This is a genomic window from Bacillus sp. ISL-39, assembly GCF_018613295.1.
In the GTDB taxonomy this organism is placed as follows: domain Bacteria; phylum Bacillota; class Bacilli; order Bacillales; family Cytobacillaceae; genus Mesobacillus.
On record NZ_JAGGQM010000019.1, the window covers coordinates 107,255 to 127,604 of the forward strand.

Below are 20,350 nucleotides of genomic sequence, written 5' to 3' on the forward strand. Positions count from 1 at the left end.
ATCAGGACCTGAGTTTAAATCCCCAGGTCCTGATTTGGCATTTTTCTTTTAATATTCGCTAAAAAGCGGGAAGGGTTAGCTTTTCTTCCGCGTCTCTTTTGTGGAACGGAAATGAACAAGTTCTTCTCTGCTCTTGTTACTGCTACATAGAGCAGCCGGCGTTCTTCTTCCAGAGGGAGCTGGTCCCCATTACGATATGCATCCAAAGCATAATCATGTGGAATGCTGCCGTCTACTGTTCCGATAATATAGACGTTTCCGTATTCAAGCCCCTTAGCGCGATGAATGGTGCTGAGGGTGATAGCATCAGTGTGATTCCTGCTGCTTCGCTTGATTTCTGTGTTCATGGCCGTCATATGGTCAGCATGCTCGAGGAATTCTCCGACGGTATTAAAATTGCGCGCAGCTACTTTTAAATCCCGGATGTCATCAGAGCCCTTTTCAAGCTGATTGCCTTCATTTCCGCGCTTTTTGATAAAGTCCTGATAGCCAAGGTCCTTCTCGACTATATCGATTGCCGCAATTGGTGATAGAGGTGACAGCGAGCGTACTATCGGAATGAGCCTCTTCAGCTTTTGTTCCTGGAAAGCGAAGCCAGTTTTTACATAGGCAAGTGCTTCAAGCATTGAACAATCGTTAAGGATACTATTCGCCTGTAAATCACGGAAAATCGACTGCTTTAAAAAGAGAGATGGCAAAATGTTTTTGATTGAATCAGGATCGTCAGGATTCATACTTAGACGCAAAAATGACAGCATTCCTTTAACCATGAAACGCTCGTAAAAGGATTCTATGTCCTGATCAAGACGGAAGGGCAGGCTGGAATTCGCGAGCCTCTCGAAGATTGCGCGGCTGGCTGCATTCGTCCTGAACAGGATGGCAAAATCACCTGGGCGTTCACCCTGTTCAATTCGCTCTTTTATATCCGTCAGTATCATCGTTGCCTCTTCTTCTTCATCATAAGGGTGGAAGATTACCGGCGGGCACTCACCGGAAAATTGCGCCCGCATTTCTTTTTCGTGACGTATGAGATTCGCGGAAATCAAAGTGTTGGCTGTCTCTACAATCTCATGCGGCGAGCGGTAATTTTGGTTTAATATGATTAGTTTAGTATGTTTGAAGTCTGTCTTAAACTTGGACAGGTAGGCAGGATCGCTGCCTCGGAATGAATAGATTGACTGATCATCATCGCCAACAGCGCATACATTCCCATTCTTGTCAGATAGCATTTTCATGAGTTCATATTGAACTTTATTGATATCCTGAAACTCGTCGATTAAAAAATAGTGAAAACGATTTTGATAGTTCTCCAGGATTGCTGGCTTTTCCTTAAAAAGCTTATAACAGCCGAGAAGCATGTCATCAAAATCGTATAATTTTTGCTTGTCTTTAGCAGCTTCATAGTCTTTATACAGCAAAGCGACCTTTTCTTCCCATGGAGATTCCGGCTTCACTTCATTTGGCATGATCATCGTATTTTTCCATAAACCGATTTGCTGGAGAGCCAGGTCATAAGCAAACTCTTTCTCGTCAAGCTGGAGCTTTCGGCCAGCTTCCTTTAATATTTGTTCCCGCTGCCATTCTTTTTTCATCAGCTTGTCAGATGACCAATTTTCACGGTCGTGAAAACAAAGGATTCGGTAAAAGATGCTATGGAAGGTGCCAGCGATCAGCCGGTTGACCTTAGCAGGGGACATTCCCGGGTAATTGGCAATCCGTTTCTTCATCTCAGCTGCAGCCTTCGCAGTAAAGGTAACAAGCATGATAGAACCTGGATCAATGTTATTCTCTTCAATCATGAAGGCCGTTCTCGCGGTCAGTACTCTCGTCTTGCCACTCCCGGCACCTGCCAAAATCAATAATGGTCCCTCTGTAGAAACAACAGCCTTTTCCTGGTTGCCATCAAAATGGATTTCTGCTTCTCTAAGCTGTTTTAAATAGTTTAGCTTTACCCCTGGCTTAGCCGGTGGGTGCGGAGTAAATGGTGAAGGAATCTTTACTTCGCGAGAAGAAACGAACTTTTCCTCTATTTCTGCTTCAGCCGTAATGGAACGGGACTTTGGGATACGGAAGCCATTTCGTTCGATATATTCTGCTTTCTCGGACGGCTGGACTGAAAGGGAGGATTCACTTTGTCTATTGCAATCTTCCTTTGTGGAAAGATGATGGTAGAAATGTGGCTTGTCCTTGATGCCGAGGTAAAAACGGACAGGTCCTCCGCATACAGAACAGGTAAGCATTCCTTTTTTTCCATCATCATATAGCTTTTGATAGTCCTCGCGGTGATATTGATCAAGGCTTATTATCTGATGATTATACTTGGCTGTTTTCATGTTTTCCCTCATCTCCGACCAAAAATAGCACAATCTTTATCATAGCAGAATATAATTTCTAACAAAAGGTGTTTTCTGCTCGGTAAATGACTTTAGGAATTCTTTATCATGACGGATGATAGGAAAATTTTTCTCATCAGTGGTTTATTACGGTCATAAAGAGGTAAAAGGAAAAGAAGAATATAGTGAGAATATAAATAATATAACTTGGGGGATATCAAAATGGGATACATTCTTCCAGTGACAAATTATCAATATATACAATATGCCGAACGTGAAATAGGGACTGATTATGATCCATTTATGATTCAAAAAGTGAGCAGGGTCCGTAAAGAAGATCCTGTGGAAAAGGGTCAGGAACAACAAGAGCAAGCCATTGCGCCAATGCAAAAGCGGAAGGACCAGCAGCCTGTTGCACGAATGCAGCTGGCGGCCTCGGATACTAGTTTCTCTAATACGGATCGTGTTTATAAGAAAAAGGTAAATCCCTTAGTTGTCAGCAAAGCATATGCTGAATTAACGGGAAAAGGAAGGCACTACAGCGAGTCGATTTAAACTCAGCTGTTGTGCTTTTTTTGTTGTTACGGAGATGAATTTGTTGTGGATAATTAAATTTAATCAGCCAATGGGCTTTTTGCTCTTAGTTGGAAATAGGGAAAACGAAAACTCCACTCATATTAGAATGGAGTTTCACTTAATTTAAATAGATTTCTTCATCGTTTTGTGCGGAATTCCGGCATCCATGAATTCTTCTGATACCGTTTCATATCCTAGTCTGGAGTAAAATGGGATAGCATGTGTCTGTGCGTTCAATTTCAAGGTCGATATGCCCTGTGACTTGGCATACTCCTCAATTTTATTCATGACGGCGACACCAGCGCCGGTTTTGCGATTCTCTTTTAAAACGCAAATCCGTTCGACCTTGCCGATACCGTCCAATACCCGGAATCTCCCTGCGCCAGCTGCTTTTCCTTTATCATCATATAACACAAAATGGACAGAGTCGGATTCGAATTGATCGATTTCTTCTTCTTCCGGAACATTTTGCTCATGGATGAAGACTGCCTTGCGTACCTCGAATGCGTCTGCTAATTCTTGTTCGTTGTTAACAATTTTCACTTCCACGTTTGTTTATTCCTTTCCAAGACGAAATGTTTCATATACTGTCCACGAGCCATTATCAAGCTGGTAAAGCAAATGAATCCTGTCTGCAGTATCTTCAAAGCTTACATCCGTCATTTTTAATGAGCCATATACATCAGAATGTTCGTCATCTGACATTTTTTGTCCGATGGTGATATGTGGTACAAAGTTATACTCCTGATCGCCGTCAAAGGCAGACTTAAGTTCTATATGAAGTTTTTCTAATTCTTCCGGTGATTCAACCTTCAAGTAAATTACGTTATTTACGGGTTTAAAGGAACTGATTTTAGAGATTTTGATGTTGACTGGATTGAAGTTCCTGGCAATGGTATAGATTTTACTGGCAATTTCCTTGATCTCTTCCTCCGTTGCTTCAAAGGAGGATTTTAAAGTTAGATGAGGCGGGATTAACGCATAGTGAGGATCATAGCGCCTTCTCATTGAATTTGCATAATCCTGGATTTTCTTCGATGGAAAAATGACAATTCCGAATTTCATCTCCGGTACCCCCGTTTCATAAAGTGTAGTGCAGAACGATTAACTGATAAACATATAATATGATTTACCATTCATTATAACAAATTTTCAAAATATATAATATAAAGAAGCATATATTATGAAAACATATGCCTGATTGCCCTCTTAAGGTCAGGCTGCCAATGGGTCCATGTATGGTCCCCGCTGAATTCATCGTAGAAATAGCCAAAGCCTCTATCCTTGAATTTCTTTGAAAGCTCCCTGTTCGGTGTCAGGAAGTCTTTGTTTTTGGAAGAGCTCGTTTTTACTTCTGTTTCTTGGTCACCAACAGTATGGTAAATCTGCAGCAATTCTGGTTTGTCAAAGCCCTTGACAGCCGAAGCTACTTCCTCATTTACATACGGTGATTGCAGCAGTACCTTTCCAAATGTGTGTGGATACTGGAGTGCTGCAAGCAGTGAAACTGTGGCTGCGAGTGAATCGCCAATCAGTGCGCGGCCCATCCCCATTTGATAGGTAGGGTATTGTTCATCGAGGTATGGTACAAGCTCATGAGCCAGAAAACGGATATAGGCTTGATGCTGTTCACCTTTTGGATGATACTTGCGCCTTCTGTCTTCGACTGATTCATATGGTATTCCCACGATGATGACGTTTTCAATTTCCTTTTTGCCAAGGAGCTCGTCTGCAATTCTGCCGATTCGGCCCAGCTGGAAATAATCCCGGCCATCCTGAGCGATCAATAATGAATATTTATATAAGGGAGAATAGTTGGCAGGCAAGTATACCAGCATGGGCACTTCTTCTCCAAGTTCCTTGCTTTGAAGCACGATTTCTTCTATTTTACCCATTGGAAAGTCCATTCATTTACCTCCAAATCTTTCAATTGCAATATTATATTTTAACCGTCAACACGATTTTAGCATATGTATTTTCAAAAATCTTTTATGGCAATCTATTTGTATCGGATAAGAAAGATAGTATGTAAGTAACATGTTTGACAATTGTGTGAAGTCTTATGTTAAGATTAGGTTGAACAATTCTATTTCTATAAGGGGGAATTCTGATGAAAAAAAGAAAGTTTCTTTTGTTCACTGCATTGATGCTGGTTCTTTCAATGGTACTGGCTGCATGTGGCGGCGGCGGCTCTGAAGAAGAGGGCAGCGGAGAAGGTAAATCAGAAGAAAAACCAAAATACATGAGCATCCTTACTGGTGGTACGGGTGGTACATACTTCCCGTTGGGCGGATCATTTGCCAAAATCGTCTCTGACGCAACTGGGGTTAGCACAAATGCTGAAACAACAGGAGCTTCTGCAGAAAACATGCAGAGCATTAAGGATGGTAAAGGTGAAATCGCCTTCACGCAGACTGACATTGCTTCCTACGCAACAGAAGGAAAGCTGATGTTTGATGGAAACAAAATTGACAATATTAAAGCAATCGGAACATTGTATCCTGAAACAATTCAAATCGTAACTACAGCAAAATCAGGAATCAAATCAGTAGAAGATCTAAAAGGCAAAAAGGTCTCAATCGGTGCGCCAGGTTCTGGTACTGCAGCGAATGCTGAACAAATCCTGGAAGTCCACGGTCTATCACTGGATGATATCCAAAAGCAGGACTTGAGCTTTGATGAATCAGTTAATGGTATTAAAGATGGCAATATTGATGCGGCTTTCGTCACAGCTGGAACACCTACAGCGGCTGTTGAAGAGCTTTCCGCAACTGAAGATGTTGTGATTGTACCAATTGAAGCTGACAAAGCTGATGAGCTGATTGAAAAGTATCCGTACTATGCAAAAGAAGCAGTCCCTTCTGGAACATACAAACTGGATTCAGAAGTGCCTACAGTGGCAGTTCTTGCGATGCTTGTTGTAAAAGCAGACCTGTCAGAGGACCTTGTCTATGACATTACAAAGTCAATCTTTGAAAATCTTGACCAGGTAACACACGCAAAAGCTAAGCAAATCAAGCCGGAAAATGCACTGAACGGTGTGGGAATTGAAGTCCATGCAGGTGCACAGAAGTACTATGATGAAGAAGGTATCAAGGCCGCTGAGTAATTGTTTTAACATGACCGGATCGTGCCCATAGAGGGTATTATCCGGTCAATTCACCTTAACAAGAAGGCTTTTCGCAAAGAAAGGCCATATGGATTAAAACCAAGGCAGGATAGACCGAACTTCCAAACGGTCTATTTTTTACTGTATTGAAGAAAGCACTCCATCGGAGACAATGGACAGGCGAGGCTAATGATATGAAAATAAACTGGTTTAAATCAAAAATCTTCGTTCTGTTAACCCTCATCATTTTTTTAGCAATTATCTCAATCAATATCCCTTACAAGCAAGCTCTGGTTTTTCTTACACCTGAAAATAATGATATACTCTGCTATGTACCGATAAATACAGGGGAAGCCTTTAAAATAAAGTATAAGCACTCGATCCATCTGTCAGATGTGATTGAAAGCTACAACGTTACCGAAAGCCAAAGAATCAGACAGTTCGAACTGGAGTACGAAGATTTTGCGATCGGTATGCCATCTGAAGTTGCGGATGGAGAGAACTTTGAGATGAAGGATGGCAAGTACTATATTACAAATATGACCAGGGAATTTTCGCATTTTGATATGCGGCTGGGCCAGGTCCGGGCTAACCACACCCTGATTTATGAAGACATAACGTACCCCTTGTCAAAGGCGATTGAACCAGGAACAAGGGTACGGATAAAGATTGAGAAAATTAGTTTATTGAAGCAATTGGAAGGAGTGAATATCCTTGACGACAAATGAAGAAATGGTATCTCAAGAAAAACAGCAAGAGCTTCTGGAGAAATATGATCCGGAAGCCGCAACTAGAAAATTAGCAGGCAAGATGGGATGGGTTGTTTTCTTCGGGCTTCTGGCTTTCTCAGTGTTCCAGCTATACACCTCCATATTTGGTGTCCTGACTGCCCAGCTGCAGCGTTCGATCCACCTGGGATTCGCTCTGGCACTGATTTTCTTGTTATTTCCGGCAAGGAAGAAGAATCTGAAGGTGAAAAAGGTGGCATGGTATGATCTGCTATTGGCGGTGATTGCTGTTGCTGTCGGAGCCTATTGGCCAGTGATGATTGAGGAACTCGTAAACCGTGTCGGCCGTTTGACACCAACAGATTTCTACATTGGTATTGCCGCTATCCTGCTGGTCCTTGAAGCGACACGAAGGACGGTTGGCTTGCCGATCATGATTATTGCAGCCTTATTCATGGCTTATGCCCTTTTTGGACCTTATATGCCAGGGTTTTTGGCGCACAGAGGTCTTGATTTGGAATCTCTCGTCCAGACAATGTTCTTTACGACCGAGGGTATTTTAGGAACTCCATTAGGTGTTTCATCAACATTTATTTTCCTGTTCCTATTGTTCGGGGCATTCCTGGTAAAAACGGGTGTAGGTCAATATTTCAATGATCTCGCTGTTGCTGTTGCGGGCAAGAGTACTGGAGGCCCAGCTAAGGTTGCGATTTTCTCCAGCGCCCTGCAGGGAACAATCAGCGGAAGCTCAGTGGCTAATGTTGTTACATCCGGTTCTTTTACGATTCCGATGATGAAAAAGCTCGGCTACCGTAAAGAATTTGCCGGTGCTGTTGAAGCAGCGGCATCAACCGGGGGTCAGCTGATGCCTCCAATCATGGGAGCAGCAGCCTTCCTGATGGTTGAATTCATCGGTGGCGGAATCACCTATTGGGATATCGCCAAGGCTGCGACGATCCCGGCGTTATTATATTTTACTGGTATCTGGATCATGACCCACTTCGAAGCGAAGAGAATTGGGCTGCGCGGTTTATCTGATGAAGAAATGCCCGACAGAAAAGAAGTTCTTAAAAAGATTTATCTGCTTTTGCCTATCCTGATTGTTATTATCCTGATGGTGAGCGGCATGAGTATCATGCGTGCTGCTTTGTGGTCGATCCTATCTACGATTGTCGTAAGTTCTTTTAGCAAAGAGACGAGAATCGGATTTAGAGATGCGATCGATGCACTTGTCGATGGGGCGAGGACAGCTCTGGGAGTAGCGGCAGCTACAGCAGCGGCTGGTATCATTGTTGGGGTAGTTACGAAAACCGGCCTAGGGTTGAAGCTTGCAAATGGCTTGCTTGATCTTTCAGGCGGTTATTTGATACCAACTTTGATGTTGACGATGCTTGCAGCAATCGTCTTGGGTATGGGTTCGCCAACCACGGCTAACTATGTTATCACATCAACAATTGCAGCACCTGCGATCATCCTGTTGGGTGTACCAGATTTGTCTGCTCACTTATTTGTTTTCTATTTCGGTATTATTGCCGATATCACTCCTCCTGTTGCGCTTGCAGCATTCGCGGCGGCAGGTGTTTCCGGCGGAGAACCGCTGCGGACCGGTGTGAATTCGGCCAAGCTGGCAATCGCCGCTTTTATCATCCCTTATATGTTCGTGTTGTCTCCTGAACTCCTGATGATCGACACAAGCTGGACAGAATTAATTTGGGTGGTATTCACTGCCATTTCAGGTATGCTGGCGATTGGTGCTGGCATAATCGGATACTGGCTGAGGAAATTATTCTGGTGGGAAAGAGTGCTGGGAATCGTCGGAGGTATTATGCTGATCTACCCAGAAGGTATGACAGATATAATCGGTCTTGGCCTATTCATTCTCCTTGTTGCACTCCAAGTGATCATCAAGGATAAAGACTCAGTGAAACCAAAGACTGCAAACTAATCAATATAAAAGGAGTCCTTACTGAAGGGCTTCTTTTTTTAGCTTGATTTAAGCAACTTGCGTCTTACAGGCATAACTGAAAGTATGTGTTCCTTTTTGAACAGGCGGTCTGCCTTTCTGAGAAAACAATATGCTTTAAAATAACGATCGTGCAACTCTTTTACAATAACTCTCCGCTGGGTAATCTGGTTATTTGCTGCAAGATAGATCATCTCGACAGGAAGGTTTTCATTAAATGATTGTTCAAGAAGGCCATTCATGCGTTTTCCACTCCTTATAATTTCTAATTACATTATACCCGAACATTCGTTCTTTATTCAATCTTTTTTAGAACGCTTGTTCGTAATATTTTTCGGAGAATATATGGTATGATTTAGGAGGGAGGTGTTATGAGTGGAAAATGAAATGCTTAAGGTGTTTGATGAACAGGGAAATTGGATGGGAACGGGTACGAGAACAGAAGTACATAAAGCAGGATATTGGCATGAAACCTTTCATTGCTGGTTAACAGAGAGAATAGGCAATGAAGATTTTCTTTTCTTTCAAGTCCGCAGTTCGGCTAAAAAGGATTATCCTGATTTGTTGGATATCACTGCAGCAGGACACATACTTGCTGATGAAAGTCCTCTGGATGGCTTAAGAGAAGTGAAAGAGGAACTTGGGATTGAATTGGCCTTGGAGGATTTGCATTCTTTAGGGGTAATCAAAGATTCATTGAACATTCCAGGATTTATTGATAATGAATTATGCCATGTTTTTTTGTATGACCAGCATAAGTCTTTTGATCAATACAGGCTGCAAAGAGAAGAAGTTGCGGGCATCATGATGGCAAGCCTGACTGTATTTGAAAATTTATGGTTTGGGACGGTTGAGGAAATAAAAGTTGAAGGTTTCCTGGTGAGCGGGGATCATGAAAAGAAATCGCATAGCATGCTTGTGAAGAAACACGACTTTGTTCCACATGAGGATGTATATATTGAAAGTGTACTTAGGGCAATTAAGAATTTATAAATCATGATTTTTATGCAAACATTATTGACAATCCTATCAATCCAGTATATATTAGTAAATGTCCTCACTAAATAGGACAAACTTAATAAGATTCCTTAGCTCAGCTGGGAGAGCGCTACCTTGACAGGGTAGAGGTCGCTGGTTCGAACCCAGTAGGAATCATACTAAAAAGCTTCAATCCTTTTCTAAAGGATTGAAGCTTTTTTTGTTCTTTCATCTCTCACATCAAGTTTGGTGGTATTTGCTCATTCCTCATCACAGCTGGTGGTGTATCAAAAATATAAGGAGGTGCTGGTTTGAGCTTTGGCTTTGGCCCAAATGGAGCAGGATTTTGGACGTACTGGAATGTGCCAAGGCCGTCCATGCTGGTTCCGCTTGCCCATCTGCCAGCCGCACTTTCGTCTCCCTCTGAAAGATTAAACAGCACGTAGGAAACTTCCTGTTTTTCCAGGTGTTTCGGGAAGGTGCTTGGCACCACTACGTTTTCCTTTGCTTCCAATTCCTTTATAGCAGCGATCCACTGGTTTTGGTGCATTGTGTCTCTTGCCAGCAGCCAGGATAGCATATCCCTTACGCCGCGGTCTGTCGTTTCATAGTAAAGTCTGGCGACCTGGAGCCTGCCCTGGGACTCAGCATTCAGGTTAGCCCTGAAGTCTGCGAGAAGATTGCCGCTCGCGATGATGTAATCTGCCGTCCAACGGTTTCCAACGCTGTCAGCCGGCATTGCTCCCAAACCTGATACGATGATATGCTGTGGATTCATGCCCCCTAAAATCGCTTTCATCACCGGATCCTTTGCTGCTTCCTCTTGTGCGCCAACAGGAGCTCCATCTAACAGCCTGGCGACCATGGTAGAAAGCATTTCAATATGGGCCAGCTCTTCTGTACCGGTATCCATCAAGAGATCCCGATATTTTCCGTCACCGCGCGTATTCCATCCCTGGAATAAATATTGCATTGCAACAGAGATTTCCCCGAATTGTCCGCCAATAACTTCCTGCAGCTTTTTGGCGTAGACAGGGTCTGGCCTTTCCGGTTTCGCTTGATACTGTAATTCCTTAACGTGATAAAACATCGTATTCCTCCCCAAAACGAAATTCACACTCCACTGCTATGATATGGGCGATTTCAGTTTAAGGAACTTGGACCTGCAAAACTGAGGGGAATTCCAGGTTTGTATTTCTTTTGTGTTTAGCTCATTTATTTAATAAGAAAGAAATAGAATGGAAAAGGATCTTATTTGTGGTGATGGTTTAATCGAAATCCAGAATGAGGGGGGAGGAACAATATCCTTTTTTAAGAGAAAAGTAAAGTCGCCTATTGAAGTGATTCATGAAAAATTACAAAGAAGGCAAAAAATGAACTTGACTAAGAACCCCTTAGAAGAAGAGAGAAAAATCATCCAAGAGATAAAGTTGAAGACCAAGGAACTAAATAAAAACAATATTACTAGAACGAAAGCCTACCTGGACTTTTATAAGAAGCACCCGGAAATCAATTGGGCATTACTGGCCCATATGGTCTCAAGGAATGCCGGATGGAGCATGACAGATTTAAAAGCAGAGCTATTAACAAGGCTGTTACCCAAAAAAGAAAAAAGCTCGTTTTTCTCATTCCTTGAACGAGGGAATTGGCTTATCTTCCAGGATGCATTTCCACAGCTGCTGCTTTATGAAGAAAGTCTTAAAAGGAAAGAACCGTTATTCAGGCTGCTTCCCCACTTTAATATTTCGGTCTTTATTGAGACGATATGGGATTATTATTGGGTATCATCTAATTCACCCCTGCTCACAATTGGTTTAATTATCAATGAACAGAACTATATTGAAAATAGAGTCATCCAAAACCAGAACTATATCAAGGATGTATTCAGTACCCTGGAGTTTGAGATACAGGATTTTTTGTCCTTCAATCAAATTCTTTTCCCCTACAATGACTATGGTGTGACTAAACTTGCTGGGCAGACAGTGAATCAGTTTCAATCATTGCATGAACGAATCCAATTAGGAAAAAGACTGTATGCCATCCTTTTTGATACAGAAGTATTGAAAAAAGTGGAAGAGTGGGCCACGGCACATTCTCATACAGGTTCAAGAAAAAATTACTGGCCTCATATCTTCAACGATGTGCATGAAGGAATTCCCGGACTTAACTATCAAATTAAATTGAGTTCATGCAAGCTAAAACCAGGGGCAAGAAGAATCTACAGCCCAAAACTTCAAAACACCTGGAAAAACGTTACACATCCTGAAGCAGAGGCTGGAGAATGGTTCGGTGATTATAAAGTATTGAATTATCTTACCGGGATAGAAGAACCTTCTATTGGAAATATAGAATATGATTACTGCCAGACACTTGAAAAGCTGGAACTTGCCGCTTCTGCGAAGAAGATTATTTCTATCATTGATTAAGATATGTTTAACTATATGAAGAAGAAAACGGTTTATTTTTCTAGACGAATCATAAAACATTCTATATAGTAGAGATGACAATTGGAGAATAGGAAATGTAGGGGAGCCGGAAGTGCCGGCTGAGAAAGTGTCCATAGATGCTGACCCTTTAACCTGATCTGGTTAGTACCAGCGTAGGGAACATCTTCTGATAGACGTTTTTCGTTTATTATGGATTTATTCATGCGCTTGGGATTCCCTGAGCGCATTTTTTATTTTATTAACTTTACTTTAGCCTTCTTTTCCGCCTTCATTGTCAAACAAATAGAGAAGAGGGGAAAAACATGAAGAAATTATTAATCTTGTTTTCTGCATTTTTGTTAGTCTGGGGTCTGGCTGCCTGTTCTTCAAGTCAGTCATCAATGGAGAAGGAAGACAAATTGAAGAAGGTGTCAATTGTGCTTGATTGGACGCCGAACACAAACCATACGGGAATCTATGTCGCAAAAGAAAAAGGCTATTTCAAGAATCGCGGTTTGGACGTAAATATAATCCTCCCGGGGGAAGCAGGAGCAGACCAGCTTGTCGCATCAGGAAAATCGGAATTCGGAGTAAGTTACCAGGAAGGAATCACGCAGGCTAGAATCCAGGGGATACCGCTTGTTTCACTGGCGGCTGTTATTCAGCATAATACATCTGGATTTGCCTCTCCAAAGGCTAAAAATATAGTTTCACCAAAGGATTTTGAAGGCAAAACATATGGCGGCTGGGGATCGCCAATTGAAAAAGCTGTAATCAATTCATTGATGAAGCAAGAAAATGCCGATGTCGAGAAAGTGAAGATTGTTAATATGGGAGACTCTGACTTTTTTACAGCGGTAAATCGTGATATTGATTTTGCCTGGATTTATTATGGTTGGACAGGAGTTGAGGCGGAAATTCGTAATGAATCGATCAATATGGTTTATCTAACAGATTTCTCAAAGAAACTGGACTACTATACACCCGTCATCACCACGAATGAAAAAATGATCAAAGATGATCCGGAAACAGTCAAAGAATTTATGGCTGCACTAACAGAGGGTTATGAATTTGCGATTGAGCATCCAGCTGACAGTGCAGATATTTTGATTAAGGCGGTACCTGATTTGGATGAAGAACTGGTGAAGAGAAGCCAAGAATGGCTATCCCCTAGATACCAGGATGACGCTGAGCGCTGGGGTGAGCAAAAGCTGGAGGTTTGGCAGAATTATAGTGATTGGATGTTTGAGAATGACCTTTTGGAGAAGGAATTAGAAGCTGAAAAAGCCTTTACCAATGAATTTTTACCAGAAAGGGGGAACTGATGATGGCAACAGCGTTAGTGAGTGTACAAATCATACCTAAAGCTTCTTCTGCAGAGGAGGTCATTGGATTGGTGGATGAGGCAATCAAAATCATTGATAAGTCTGGTGTAAATTATGAAGTCCATCCGCTGGAAACAACAATGGAGGGTGAACTGGAGCAACTGTTAGCGGTGATAGCTGAGATGAACAAAAAGATGATTGAACTTGGAGCTCCGAATGTCATATCCCAGGTGAAAGTCTTATATCAGCCAGAGGGAATTACGATGGGCAGGCTGACGGAGAAATATCGGCAATGAACACATTATGGAATAGAGGATGGCGGCCATTTATGGTCCTCCTCCTTTTCTTCTTGTTTTGGGAAATGATTACTCTTGTACAAGAGATACCGGCATGGCTGCTGCCTGCTCCTTCTGTCATCTTTAAGGAAGCGGCAGGGAGTTATCCTTTATTTTTGCCGGATATAGGAGCAACCCTGACATTGGCGATTACCGGGCTTTTGCTGGGATCAACCATCGGATTTTTGATTGCCATGATACTCCACTTGATACCTTCTATGAGAAATGCATTTTATCCATTGTTGATTCTATCGCAAAATGTACCGATTATCGTTTTAGCCCCTCTGTTGGTCATTTGGTTTGGTTTCGGCTTTTTGCCCAAGTTGCTCATTATCATTCTAGTTTGTTTTTTCCCGGTCACTATTGCTTCATTGGATGGTTTCAGCAATGTTCCGGGAGAACTTCTTCATTACATGAGGATGTCAGGCGCCACACGGTTCCAGACATTTTCGAAGCTTGAACTCCCTAATGCACTGTCCCCTCTGTTCTCTGGATTGAAAATAGCAGCGACTTACAGCGTCATGGGTGCGGTTATTTCAGAATGGCTGGGAGCTGAGAAGGGAATTGGCGTATTTATGACACTATCTTCCTCAGCCTTCAGGACAGATCGTGTGTTTATTGCCATTTTCATTATTATCTTTTTCAGCATGCTGCTCTACAGTGTAATTGTGATGATTGAAAAGAATGTAATAAAATGGAATGTCAAAAGTGAGGAATGATGGAAGTGAAAATCAGACTTGAAAACGTCAGTAAATCCTTCAAAGACACAGGGTTAGTGCTTGATGATCTGTCTTTTTATGTGAAAGAAGGAGAATTTGTTTCCATTATTGGACCTTCTGGCAGTGGTAAAAGCACCATTTTTCAATGTATTGGCGGCTTGATCGAACCTGAGGAAGGCATATTGTTTCTTGATGACCGGAAAATTAATGGGGAAACAGGGAATATAGCATATATGCCCCAGCAGAATTCGCTTTTGCCCTGGAGGACGGTAACTGATAACGTTTTGCTAGGCCAGGAACTGTTTCAGAAGCCTGATAAACAAGAGGCTCAAAATTGGTTAAGGAAAATAAACCTATCAGACTATCAAGATGCTTATCCCCGCCAGCTTTCAGGTGGGATGAAGCAAAGGGTCGCTTTTTTAAGGGCGCTTCTAAGCCCACAATCTGTTTTGCTGCTTGATGAGCCATTTTCAGCACTGGATGAGTTCACCCGTTTTGATATGCAAAAGTGGTTGTTATCGATTTGGGAAGCGAAACGGAAATCAGTTCTGTTTATTACCCACAATATTGAAGAGGCAATTTTTTTATCTGACCGGATCTATCTCTTATCCCCTAGGCCAGCTAAAATCATTCGTGAGATTGAAGTATCTTTTAATAGGCCGCGAACAGACACATTGCTTATGGAAACCGAGTTTCTCGAGCTGAAGCGGGAAATATACAGAGATTTAAAGGCAGGCGGGCTGCATGAAAGTGTTTGATGCTCACATTCATTTTGATAAGTATACCGAAAGAGATCAAAATCAAATTATCAAAACGTTAGCAGAAAATAAGGTAGAAGGTATGATAACAGTCTCTATGAACCTTTTATCCAGCAAAGAAAATCTAAAATTCGCTGACCAACATCCGAATATTTATCCCGCTTTTGGATGGCATCCCGAACAGCCTCTGCCGGCCGATAGTGAAGTTGCAGAACTGTTGGATTGGATTGAAGCAAATCAAGAAAAAATGGTCGCTGTCGGTGAAGTTGGACTGCCTTATTATCTGCGGAAGAAGGCAAAAGGCAGGTTTCCTTATCAGGGTTATGTGGAAGTTTTAGAGCAATTTATTGTTTTGGCCAAGAAGCTGGATAAACCGATCATCCTTCATGCAATTTATGATGATGCATCTGCAGTATGTGACCTGTTGGAAAAACATAATGTAAGGAAGGCTCATTTTCATTGGTTTAAAGGGGATAAAAAAACAATGGAGAGAATGGTGGAGAACGAGTATTTTTTATCATTCACTCCAGATATCCTATACGAAATCGAAACCAAAGAGGTTGCAGAGTTTTATCCATTACATATGATCATGCCAGAAACAGATGGACCTTGGCCATTTGAAGGGATTTTTCAAGATAAGCTGACTCAGCCTTCATTGGTTCACCAGGTGGTCGAGCAAATTGCGGCCATTAAGAAGGTCAGGGTTGAAGATGTTTACAACAGTTTGTACAACCAGGTGAAAAGTTTCTATCAAATATAATTTAGAAAGGATGGGATCAGCCTATCCTTTCGTTTATATCATTGTAAGTGCCGGTAACAGAATCAGGGATGATGCTGGTGCTGTTCTTGGTCTTTGATTAAATGCAAGTCATTTATCCAGTCATCCCCAAGAAGACTTCCTGAGTATAGGTAGATGATAAACAATGTAAAAATAAGGACTGGTTTTACGATATATTTTTTTGATTTAATGGATGACTCAGTTTTTGGAAGTATTTTAAAAAGGAATAAGCTAGCTGCTGAAATCGTTAAGAAGATATTGATCAAGATCAGCGATTTTTCAGGCACCAGCATTTCTCCAAGCATTGCCCCCATCATGCCGCCCATAATACCGGACATAAGACCTTCGATTGCTGCAGCAGAACTGAATAAAGCACCTGTTATCGTGCCAGCCGCTGCCCCTATCAGCATTGACAGAATGGTAGAGAGAAATAAATCACCGCGATAAACAGTTCCAAATAAAACTCCACTAGTCAATCCTATATTCATGCCGAGAAACATTGAAATAATCATCCCATTCATGCCTGTCAATCGATCTCTGTTTCGCAGGACAAGCATAATGGAAATCAGGAGTGTAACGGTAAGGCTAAAAAGAACATAAGCATTAAATATAATCATCGCAAGCCTCCTTTTCACCATCATATGAAAGGCAAGGACAAACCATTACTATGTTATTAGGAATATCTCCTTGGAAATGTTACCATTTCTATCGGTTTCGTTTACTGCTGCATTCACAGGGTACAAAGATAGTAGATGGATAACATCTAAATTCGATCTCAGGAGGGATAAGTAATGAATAAAAAAAATGCTCCCAACAAAGGGTTGAATACGGAACAGAACAATGGTTTGACTGATACTCAGGAAGTGCTTTACGCAAAGGAATTCTCTCGAGCAGTAAAGGCTGAAAATAAGTACAGAGAAGAAAACGGAAACAAAGGTAAATAGAAAGAAAAAAGATGGCTTTTAGGCCATCTTTTCTCTTTCGAATTTTTTTGGTGAAGAACTCTATGTTTATGCAAAAATGTGACGGGTAATAGTTCTATGTAGGCAAAATCACACAATATGTTAAATGGTAAATAGTTGTATTGGCATATATATCTTAGTTTAGAGAATCTCAGCTATGAGACTATGAATGCCGCAACAGAAACCATTACGCTCAAAAGAGTGTAAAAACTAGAATGGAGGTAATAGTCAATGGAAAAGACAATCGTAGGTGGAGTATTTAGGGATTCAGACGAAGCAATTGGTGCAATTAGAAGACTTAAGGAAATGGGATTTGATACGAACGACTTATCGATCTTGGCAAAGGACGATGATAAACTCGACGACATCGAAAATCAAACGGATGTCGATGTTATTGAAAATGATTCTGGTCGAGGCAAAAATGCTGGCAAAGGCGCAGGAATTGGAGCCGGAACGGGTGGAGTACTTGGAGGTATCGCTGGTCTGATTGCCGAAATTGGCTTGCTTTCAATTCCTGGGATTGGTGTCCTTGCTGCCGCTGGTCCGCTAGCGACCACCTTGAGTGGTGCAGCCATTGGAGCTACAGGTGGCGGAATTGTTGGTGCATTGACAGGCGCCGGAGTAACGGAAGATGACGCCAAGGAATATGAGAGATACTTGAAGGAAGGCAATATCCTGGTGTTAGTCGAAGTGGAGGAGGAAAGAAGAGAGGAAATCCATACCACTTTTAGAGACTCTAATTCATTAAACACTGATATGTATGTGACTTCCTAAGCTGGAGGGCAAGAGGCATTCCTTTGGATAGGAATGCCTCTTTTTTATGGGTGATAAATGGTTTTGCATGAAGGTCACAAAAAGCACCTGTTCCAGTAGAACAGGTGCTGCTAATGAAGAGAAGTCATCCGGTAAGCTTTGGCCACTTTTTATAACGCAGGACATGGTAAATGGCCAGCCCGTCACTATAATTGCCATTTCCGTAATCGACTGGAACCAATGAAAAGGTTGCCAGCCAGACAGAAAAATAGGAATAGCGGACAAATATAGTATGAGGTTCTAAAAAGCCCTGTGAGATGAGGATGTTAAGCACCAGAACTGATCCAAGATTAAAAATGATTCCACCTGCATGGACAAGGAAATGAGTTAACCGATTATTCCATTTAAGGTGCTCATACTCACTAAAAGCGTCCAAAAAATACATGCTGTTTAAACTGAAGGGTCCTTTTTTGAAAATTCTTTTTCCGCGCCCTAGGGAGAAACTGAATTTCCCTCCAAATATCCATGCGAAGAAGGAATGCCCTAACTCATGAATTAGTGAAACTACTGGATAAATAAATAACAGTGCCAGAAGAAAGCCAATGAAGTCTGAAAAGCCGAACATGATTAGAGACCTCCTATCTTAAGAATGTTTTTTATAATCAATGTACAGATTTTACCCATGGCCAAGTAACCTAAACGAACATATAAGTTGAAAAATATTACACATTTCCTTATTATTTTCAACTTTTTACACAAATAGACAACTTAACCAACTTATAAGCTGGAAAGGACAGGTGAAAAATGGATAACCGTAAAAAAAGTAATTTTAGATCATTGATTTTGACTGGCATTGCTGGTTTAGTTGTAGGAGCTATTCTTATATTCTTGCTTGGCCCGTTTTCGTCTGAAAAAGATTTAGTGTCTACAGCCAAGAATGATTCAGAGGGAAAGTTTACTGCAAAAGTCAGTGCTGATGAGGGCGAAGAGAATCCCACTATAAAGGAAGCAGTAGACAAAAGTATGGATACGGTTGTCAGCGTAGTGAAATACGAAGGCGGAAGTATGTGGGAAGGAACCGAGCCGCAAAAAGCTGGTTCTGGTTCAGGAGTTATTTACAAAAAAGAGGATAGCAAAGCATATGTAGTAACCAATCACCATGTTGTTTCTGGAGCAAGCCAGATTGAAATTAGTCTTGGAAACGAAAAGAAGCTGCCTGCAAAACTCCTAGGCTCTGACCCATTGCTTGACCTTGCAGTATTGGAGGTAAATGGCGATGAGATTAAAGATGTTATTGAACTTGGCAAGTCGGAAAAACTGGAGCCAGGAGAAACTGCAATTGCTATTGGAAATCCCTTGGGCTTTTTGCACGGTACTATTACAGCCGGTGTGATCAGCGCACCCGATCGGGTGATGCCGGTCGATATAGATCAGGATGGAAGTATTGATTGGCAGTCAGAAGTAGTCCAAACAGATGCGTCAATTAATCCAGGTAACAGCGGCGGCGCATTGATTAATATCCAGGGCGAATTGATTGGCATCAATTCATCAAAAATTGCCCAGGAAGCTGTTGAAGGAATCGGTTTTGCAATACCAGTTGATGTGGCTTTGCCAATTTTAAAAGATCTCGAAGAACACGGAGAAGTGCTGAGGCCTTATATTGGAATTGTCCCAATTTCCCTGGCCGACATCCCATCACAATATTACAGTGAGACGTTGAACCTGCCAGAGGGTGTGGAAAATGGAATTGTCGTCAAGGAAGTAGTTCCGACATCACCAGCAGGAAGAGCTGGGTTAAAGGAATACGATGTCATCACAAAACTGGATGATACAGAAGTAAATACTGCAGGAGAACTTCGTAAATACTTATATACCGAGAAAGAGATTGGAGATGAAGTTGCAGTGACTTTTTTCAGGGATGGAAATGAAGAAGCTGCAACATTGACTCTAGTCGAAGATTTGTCACAAAGTAATTAATCTAAAATAACGTTTAGAATTGAACCTCCATTGTTAGAAACAAAACAAACAATGGAGGTGCAATTTTTATATGGCGCTTTTTCTGGTTAATGGAGAAGAACCTTTTCCGTTCCCTTTCAGGCTCGGATGCCGCTCCTTCGGGCACTGACACGCCTTTTCCGTTCCCTTTCATGCTGGGGTGCCGCTCCTTCGGGCACTGAAACACCTTTTCCGTTCCCTTTCAGGCTGGGGAGTCACTCCTTCGGGCACTGACACGCCTTTTCCGTTCCCTTTCAGGCTGGGGAGTCACTCCTTCGGGCACTGACACGCCTTTTCCGTTCCCTTTCAGGCTCGGATGCCGCTCCTTCGGGCACTGACACGCCTTTTCCGTTCCCTTTCAGGCTGGGGTGCCGCTCCTTCGGGCACTGACACGCCTTTCCGTTCCCTTTCATGTTGGGGAGTCACTCCTTCGGGCACTGACACGCCTTTTCCGTTCCCTTTCAGGCTGGGGAATTACTCCTTCGGGCACTTGACACGCTTTTTCCGTTCCCTTTCAGGCTCGGATGCCGCTCCTTCGGGCACTGAAACATAAAATTAAAAGCGCCTATACCCTTCCTGGAAGACCGAATAGGATAATATAGAATAAATAAA

Annotated in this window: 23 protein-coding genes, 1 tRNA gene and 1 riboswitch; of the genes, 15 read left to right on the forward strand and 9 right to left on the reverse strand. The window is 42.0% G+C overall.

Annotated elements, in window-relative coordinates:
- Nucleotides 1-14 precede the first annotated feature (14 nt).
- Nucleotides 15-2,333 carry an ATP-dependent helicase gene (locus J7E37_RS14850; protein ID WP_215024708.1) on the reverse strand — a complete coding sequence of 773 codons (2,319 nt, stop codon included), beginning with the start codon at nt 2,331-2,333 and terminating at the stop codon, nt 15-17.
- 222 nt (nt 2,334-2,555) lie between these two features.
- Between J7E37_RS14850 and J7E37_RS14855 the strand changes: the two genes are divergently transcribed.
- Nucleotides 2,556-2,888, forward strand: a complete 333-nt coding sequence (locus J7E37_RS14855; protein ID WP_214776547.1) for a hypothetical protein — start codon at nt 2,556-2,558, stop codon at nt 2,886-2,888.
- Nucleotides 2,889-3,032: 144 nt separating this feature from the next.
- Here the strand turns inward: J7E37_RS14855 and J7E37_RS14860 are convergent, their stop codons facing one another.
- From J7E37_RS14860 to J7E37_RS14870, 3 genes are all read right to left on the reverse strand, one after another.
- Complete coding sequence (locus J7E37_RS14860) at nt 3,033-3,458, reverse strand: GNAT family N-acetyltransferase (RefSeq protein ID WP_214776546.1); 426 nt, start codon at nt 3,456-3,458, stop codon at nt 3,033-3,035.
- Between the two features lie 6 nt (nt 3,459-3,464).
- Nucleotides 3,465-3,974 carry a YjcG family protein gene (locus J7E37_RS14865; protein WP_214776545.1) on the reverse strand — a complete coding sequence of 170 codons (510 nt, stop codon included), beginning with the start codon at nt 3,972-3,974 and terminating at the stop codon, nt 3,465-3,467.
- Nucleotides 3,975-4,090: 116 nt separating this feature from the next.
- Entirely contained in the window at nt 4,091-4,816 is a 726-nt protein-coding gene (locus tag J7E37_RS14870) for an alpha/beta hydrolase (protein WP_215024712.1), read from the reverse strand.
- Between the two features lie 203 nt (nt 4,817-5,019).
- On the opposite strand from J7E37_RS14870, the gene J7E37_RS14875 reads away from it, so the two are divergent.
- The 3 genes from J7E37_RS14875 (at nt 5,020) to J7E37_RS14885 (ending at nt 8,691) form a co-directional block, all read left to right on the forward strand.
- Complete coding sequence (locus tag J7E37_RS14875) at nt 5,020-6,018, forward strand: TAXI family TRAP transporter solute-binding subunit (protein WP_214776543.1); 999 nt, start codon at nt 5,020-5,022, stop codon at nt 6,016-6,018.
- Between the two features lie 194 nt (nt 6,019-6,212).
- Nucleotides 6,213-6,746 carry a DUF1850 domain-containing protein gene (locus J7E37_RS14880; RefSeq protein WP_214776710.1) on the forward strand — a complete coding sequence of 178 codons (534 nt, stop codon included), beginning with the start codon at nt 6,213-6,215 and terminating at the stop codon, nt 6,744-6,746.
- A gap of 4 nt (nt 6,747-6,750) precedes the next feature.
- Nucleotides 6,751-8,691 (forward strand): TRAP transporter permease, encoded by a 1,941-nt coding sequence (locus J7E37_RS14885; protein ID WP_214776708.1) that lies wholly within the window; start codon nt 6,751-6,753, stop codon nt 8,689-8,691.
- Between the two features lie 38 nt (nt 8,692-8,729).
- On the opposite strand, the gene J7E37_RS14890 is transcribed toward J7E37_RS14885, so the two are convergent.
- Complete coding sequence (locus J7E37_RS14890; protein ID WP_214776542.1) at nt 8,730-8,951, reverse strand: hypothetical protein; 222 nt, start codon at nt 8,949-8,951, stop codon at nt 8,730-8,732.
- Nucleotides 8,952-9,084: 133 nt separating this feature from the next.
- On the opposite strand from J7E37_RS14890, the gene J7E37_RS14895 reads away from it, so the two are divergent.
- Both J7E37_RS14895 and J7E37_RS14900 read left to right on the forward strand, forming a co-directional pair.
- The gene (locus J7E37_RS14895) at nt 9,085-9,702 is read left to right on the forward strand and encodes an NUDIX hydrolase (RefSeq protein WP_215024715.1); all 618 of its coding nucleotides are present in this window, start codon (nt 9,085-9,087) and stop codon (nt 9,700-9,702) included.
- 89 nt (nt 9,703-9,791) lie between these two features.
- Nucleotides 9,792-9,864: transfer RNA gene (locus J7E37_RS14900), tRNA-Val, on the forward strand.
- Between the two features lie 58 nt (nt 9,865-9,922).
- On the opposite strand, the gene J7E37_RS14905 is transcribed toward J7E37_RS14900, so the two are convergent.
- Nucleotides 9,923-10,777 (reverse strand): manganese catalase, encoded by an 855-nt coding sequence (locus J7E37_RS14905; RefSeq protein ID WP_215024718.1) that lies wholly within the window; start codon nt 10,775-10,777, stop codon nt 9,923-9,925.
- A 283-nt stretch (nt 10,778-11,060) separates the two neighbouring features.
- Between J7E37_RS14905 and J7E37_RS14910 the strand changes: the two genes are divergently transcribed.
- The 6 genes from J7E37_RS14910 (at nt 11,061) to J7E37_RS14935 (ending at nt 16,010) form a co-directional block, all read left to right on the forward strand.
- Complete coding sequence (locus tag J7E37_RS14910; protein WP_251009684.1) at nt 11,061-12,113, forward strand: DUF2515 domain-containing protein; 1,053 nt, start codon at nt 11,061-11,063, stop codon at nt 12,111-12,113.
- Between the two features lie 89 nt (nt 12,114-12,202).
- Nucleotides 12,203-12,310, forward strand: a riboswitch (TPP riboswitch).
- Between the two features lie 126 nt (nt 12,311-12,436).
- Nucleotides 12,437-13,438 (forward strand): ABC transporter substrate-binding protein, encoded by a 1,002-nt coding sequence (locus tag J7E37_RS14915; RefSeq protein ID WP_214776538.1) that lies wholly within the window; start codon nt 12,437-12,439, stop codon nt 13,436-13,438.
- A gap of 2 nt (nt 13,439-13,440) precedes the next feature.
- A complete protein-coding gene (locus J7E37_RS14920) occupies nt 13,441-13,734 on the forward strand; it encodes a thiamine-binding protein (protein WP_214776537.1) in 294 nt (97 codons plus the stop codon).
- Nucleotides 13,731-14,492, forward strand: coding sequence for an ABC transporter permease (locus tag J7E37_RS14925; RefSeq protein WP_215024724.1), 762 nt, complete (start codon nt 13,731-13,733; stop codon nt 14,490-14,492). Before J7E37_RS14920 ends, J7E37_RS14925 begins: the two co-directional genes overlap by 4 nt.
- Nucleotides 14,492-15,250, forward strand: a complete 759-nt coding sequence (locus J7E37_RS14930) for an ABC transporter ATP-binding protein (protein ID WP_214776535.1) — start codon at nt 14,492-14,494, stop codon at nt 15,248-15,250. The genes J7E37_RS14925 and J7E37_RS14930 overlap by 1 nt, the downstream gene beginning before the upstream one ends.
- A complete protein-coding gene (locus J7E37_RS14935) occupies nt 15,237-16,010 on the forward strand; it encodes a TatD family hydrolase (protein WP_214776534.1) in 774 nt (257 codons plus the stop codon). Before J7E37_RS14930 ends, J7E37_RS14935 begins: the two co-directional genes overlap by 14 nt.
- Before the next feature lie 62 nt (nt 16,011-16,072).
- Here J7E37_RS14935 and J7E37_RS14940 read toward each other — a convergent pair whose 3' ends face one another.
- On the reverse strand, nt 16,073-16,645 hold the full coding sequence (locus J7E37_RS14940) for a hypothetical protein (protein WP_214776533.1): 573 nt from the start codon (nt 16,643-16,645) through the stop codon (nt 16,073-16,075).
- 174 nt (nt 16,646-16,819) lie between these two features.
- Here J7E37_RS14940 and J7E37_RS14945 point away from each other — a divergent pair, with 174 nt between their 5' ends.
- Both J7E37_RS14945 and J7E37_RS14950 read left to right on the forward strand, forming a co-directional pair.
- Complete coding sequence (locus J7E37_RS14945) at nt 16,820-16,972, forward strand: YfhE family protein (RefSeq protein ID WP_214776532.1); 153 nt, start codon at nt 16,820-16,822, stop codon at nt 16,970-16,972.
- 249 nt (nt 16,973-17,221) lie between these two features.
- Nucleotides 17,222-17,764, forward strand: coding sequence for a general stress protein (locus J7E37_RS14950; RefSeq protein WP_214776531.1), 543 nt, complete (start codon nt 17,222-17,224; stop codon nt 17,762-17,764).
- 124 nt (nt 17,765-17,888) lie between these two features.
- Here the strand turns inward: J7E37_RS14950 and J7E37_RS14955 are convergent, their stop codons facing one another.
- Entirely contained in the window at nt 17,889-18,368 is a 480-nt protein-coding gene (locus tag J7E37_RS14955) for a hypothetical protein (protein WP_214776530.1), read from the reverse strand.
- 179 nt (nt 18,369-18,547) lie between these two features.
- Here J7E37_RS14955 and J7E37_RS14960 point away from each other — a divergent pair, with 179 nt between their 5' ends.
- The gene (locus J7E37_RS14960) at nt 18,548-19,720 is read left to right on the forward strand and encodes a S1C family serine protease (RefSeq protein WP_214776529.1); all 1,173 of its coding nucleotides are present in this window, start codon (nt 18,548-18,550) and stop codon (nt 19,718-19,720) included.
- A gap of 13 nt (nt 19,721-19,733) precedes the next feature.
- On the opposite strand, the gene J7E37_RS14965 is transcribed toward J7E37_RS14960, so the two are convergent.
- Nucleotides 19,734-19,892 (reverse strand): hypothetical protein, encoded by a 159-nt coding sequence (locus J7E37_RS14965; RefSeq protein WP_214776528.1) that lies wholly within the window; start codon nt 19,890-19,892, stop codon nt 19,734-19,736.
- Between the last annotated feature and the right edge of the window lie 458 nt (nt 19,893-20,350).

Excerpts from the sequence above, each read along its gene's own strand:
- J7E37_RS14850 (WP_215024708.1), bottom strand. The coding sequence starts at position 2,333 with ATGAAAACAGCCAAGTATAATCATCAGATAATAAGCCTTGATCAATAT.
- J7E37_RS14855 (WP_214776547.1), top strand. The coding sequence starts at position 2,556 with ATGGGATACATTCTTCCAGTGACAAATTATCAATATATACAATATGCC.
- J7E37_RS14865 (WP_214776545.1), bottom strand. The coding sequence starts at position 3,974 with ATGAAATTCGGAATTGTCATTTTTCCATCGAAGAAAATCCAGGATTAT.
- J7E37_RS14870 (WP_215024712.1), bottom strand. The coding sequence starts at position 4,816 with ATGGACTTTCCAATGGGTAAAATAGAAGAAATCGTGCTTCAAAGCAAG.
- J7E37_RS14875 (WP_214776543.1), top strand. The coding sequence starts at position 5,020 with ATGAAAAAAAGAAAGTTTCTTTTGTTCACTGCATTGATGCTGGTTCTT.
- J7E37_RS14880 (WP_214776710.1), top strand. The coding sequence starts at position 6,213 with ATGAAAATAAACTGGTTTAAATCAAAAATCTTCGTTCTGTTAACCCTC.
- J7E37_RS14885 (WP_214776708.1), top strand. The coding sequence starts at position 6,751 with ATGGTATCTCAAGAAAAACAGCAAGAGCTTCTGGAGAAATATGATCCG.
- J7E37_RS14890 (WP_214776542.1), bottom strand. The coding sequence starts at position 8,951 with ATGAATGGCCTTCTTGAACAATCATTTAATGAAAACCTTCCTGTCGAG.
- J7E37_RS14905 (WP_215024718.1), bottom strand. The coding sequence starts at position 10,777 with ATGTTTTATCACGTTAAGGAATTACAGTATCAAGCGAAACCGGAAAGG.
- J7E37_RS14910 (WP_251009684.1), top strand. The coding sequence starts at position 11,061 with ATGAACTTGACTAAGAACCCCTTAGAAGAAGAGAGAAAAATCATCCAA.
- J7E37_RS14915 (WP_214776538.1), top strand. The coding sequence starts at position 12,437 with ATGAAGAAATTATTAATCTTGTTTTCTGCATTTTTGTTAGTCTGGGGT.
- J7E37_RS14920 (WP_214776537.1), top strand. The coding sequence starts at position 13,441 with ATGGCAACAGCGTTAGTGAGTGTACAAATCATACCTAAAGCTTCTTCT.
- J7E37_RS14925 (WP_215024724.1), top strand. The coding sequence starts at position 13,731 with ATGAACACATTATGGAATAGAGGATGGCGGCCATTTATGGTCCTCCTC.
- J7E37_RS14930 (WP_214776535.1), top strand. The coding sequence starts at position 14,492 with ATGGAAGTGAAAATCAGACTTGAAAACGTCAGTAAATCCTTCAAAGAC.
- J7E37_RS14935 (WP_214776534.1), top strand. The coding sequence starts at position 15,237 with ATGAAAGTGTTTGATGCTCACATTCATTTTGATAAGTATACCGAAAGA.
- J7E37_RS14940 (WP_214776533.1), bottom strand. The coding sequence starts at position 16,645 with ATGATTATATTTAATGCTTATGTTCTTTTTAGCCTTACCGTTACACTC.
- J7E37_RS14945 (WP_214776532.1), top strand. The coding sequence starts at position 16,820 with ATGAATAAAAAAAATGCTCCCAACAAAGGGTTGAATACGGAACAGAAC.
- J7E37_RS14950 (WP_214776531.1), top strand. The coding sequence starts at position 17,222 with ATGGAAAAGACAATCGTAGGTGGAGTATTTAGGGATTCAGACGAAGCA.
- J7E37_RS14955 (WP_214776530.1), bottom strand. The coding sequence starts at position 18,368 with ATGTTCGGCTTTTCAGACTTCATTGGCTTTCTTCTGGCACTGTTATTT.
- J7E37_RS14960 (WP_214776529.1), top strand. The coding sequence starts at position 18,548 with ATGGATAACCGTAAAAAAAGTAATTTTAGATCATTGATTTTGACTGGC.
- J7E37_RS14965 (WP_214776528.1), bottom strand. The coding sequence starts at position 19,892 with ATGAAAGGGAACGGAAAAGGCGTGTCAGTGCCCGAAGGAGCGGCATCC.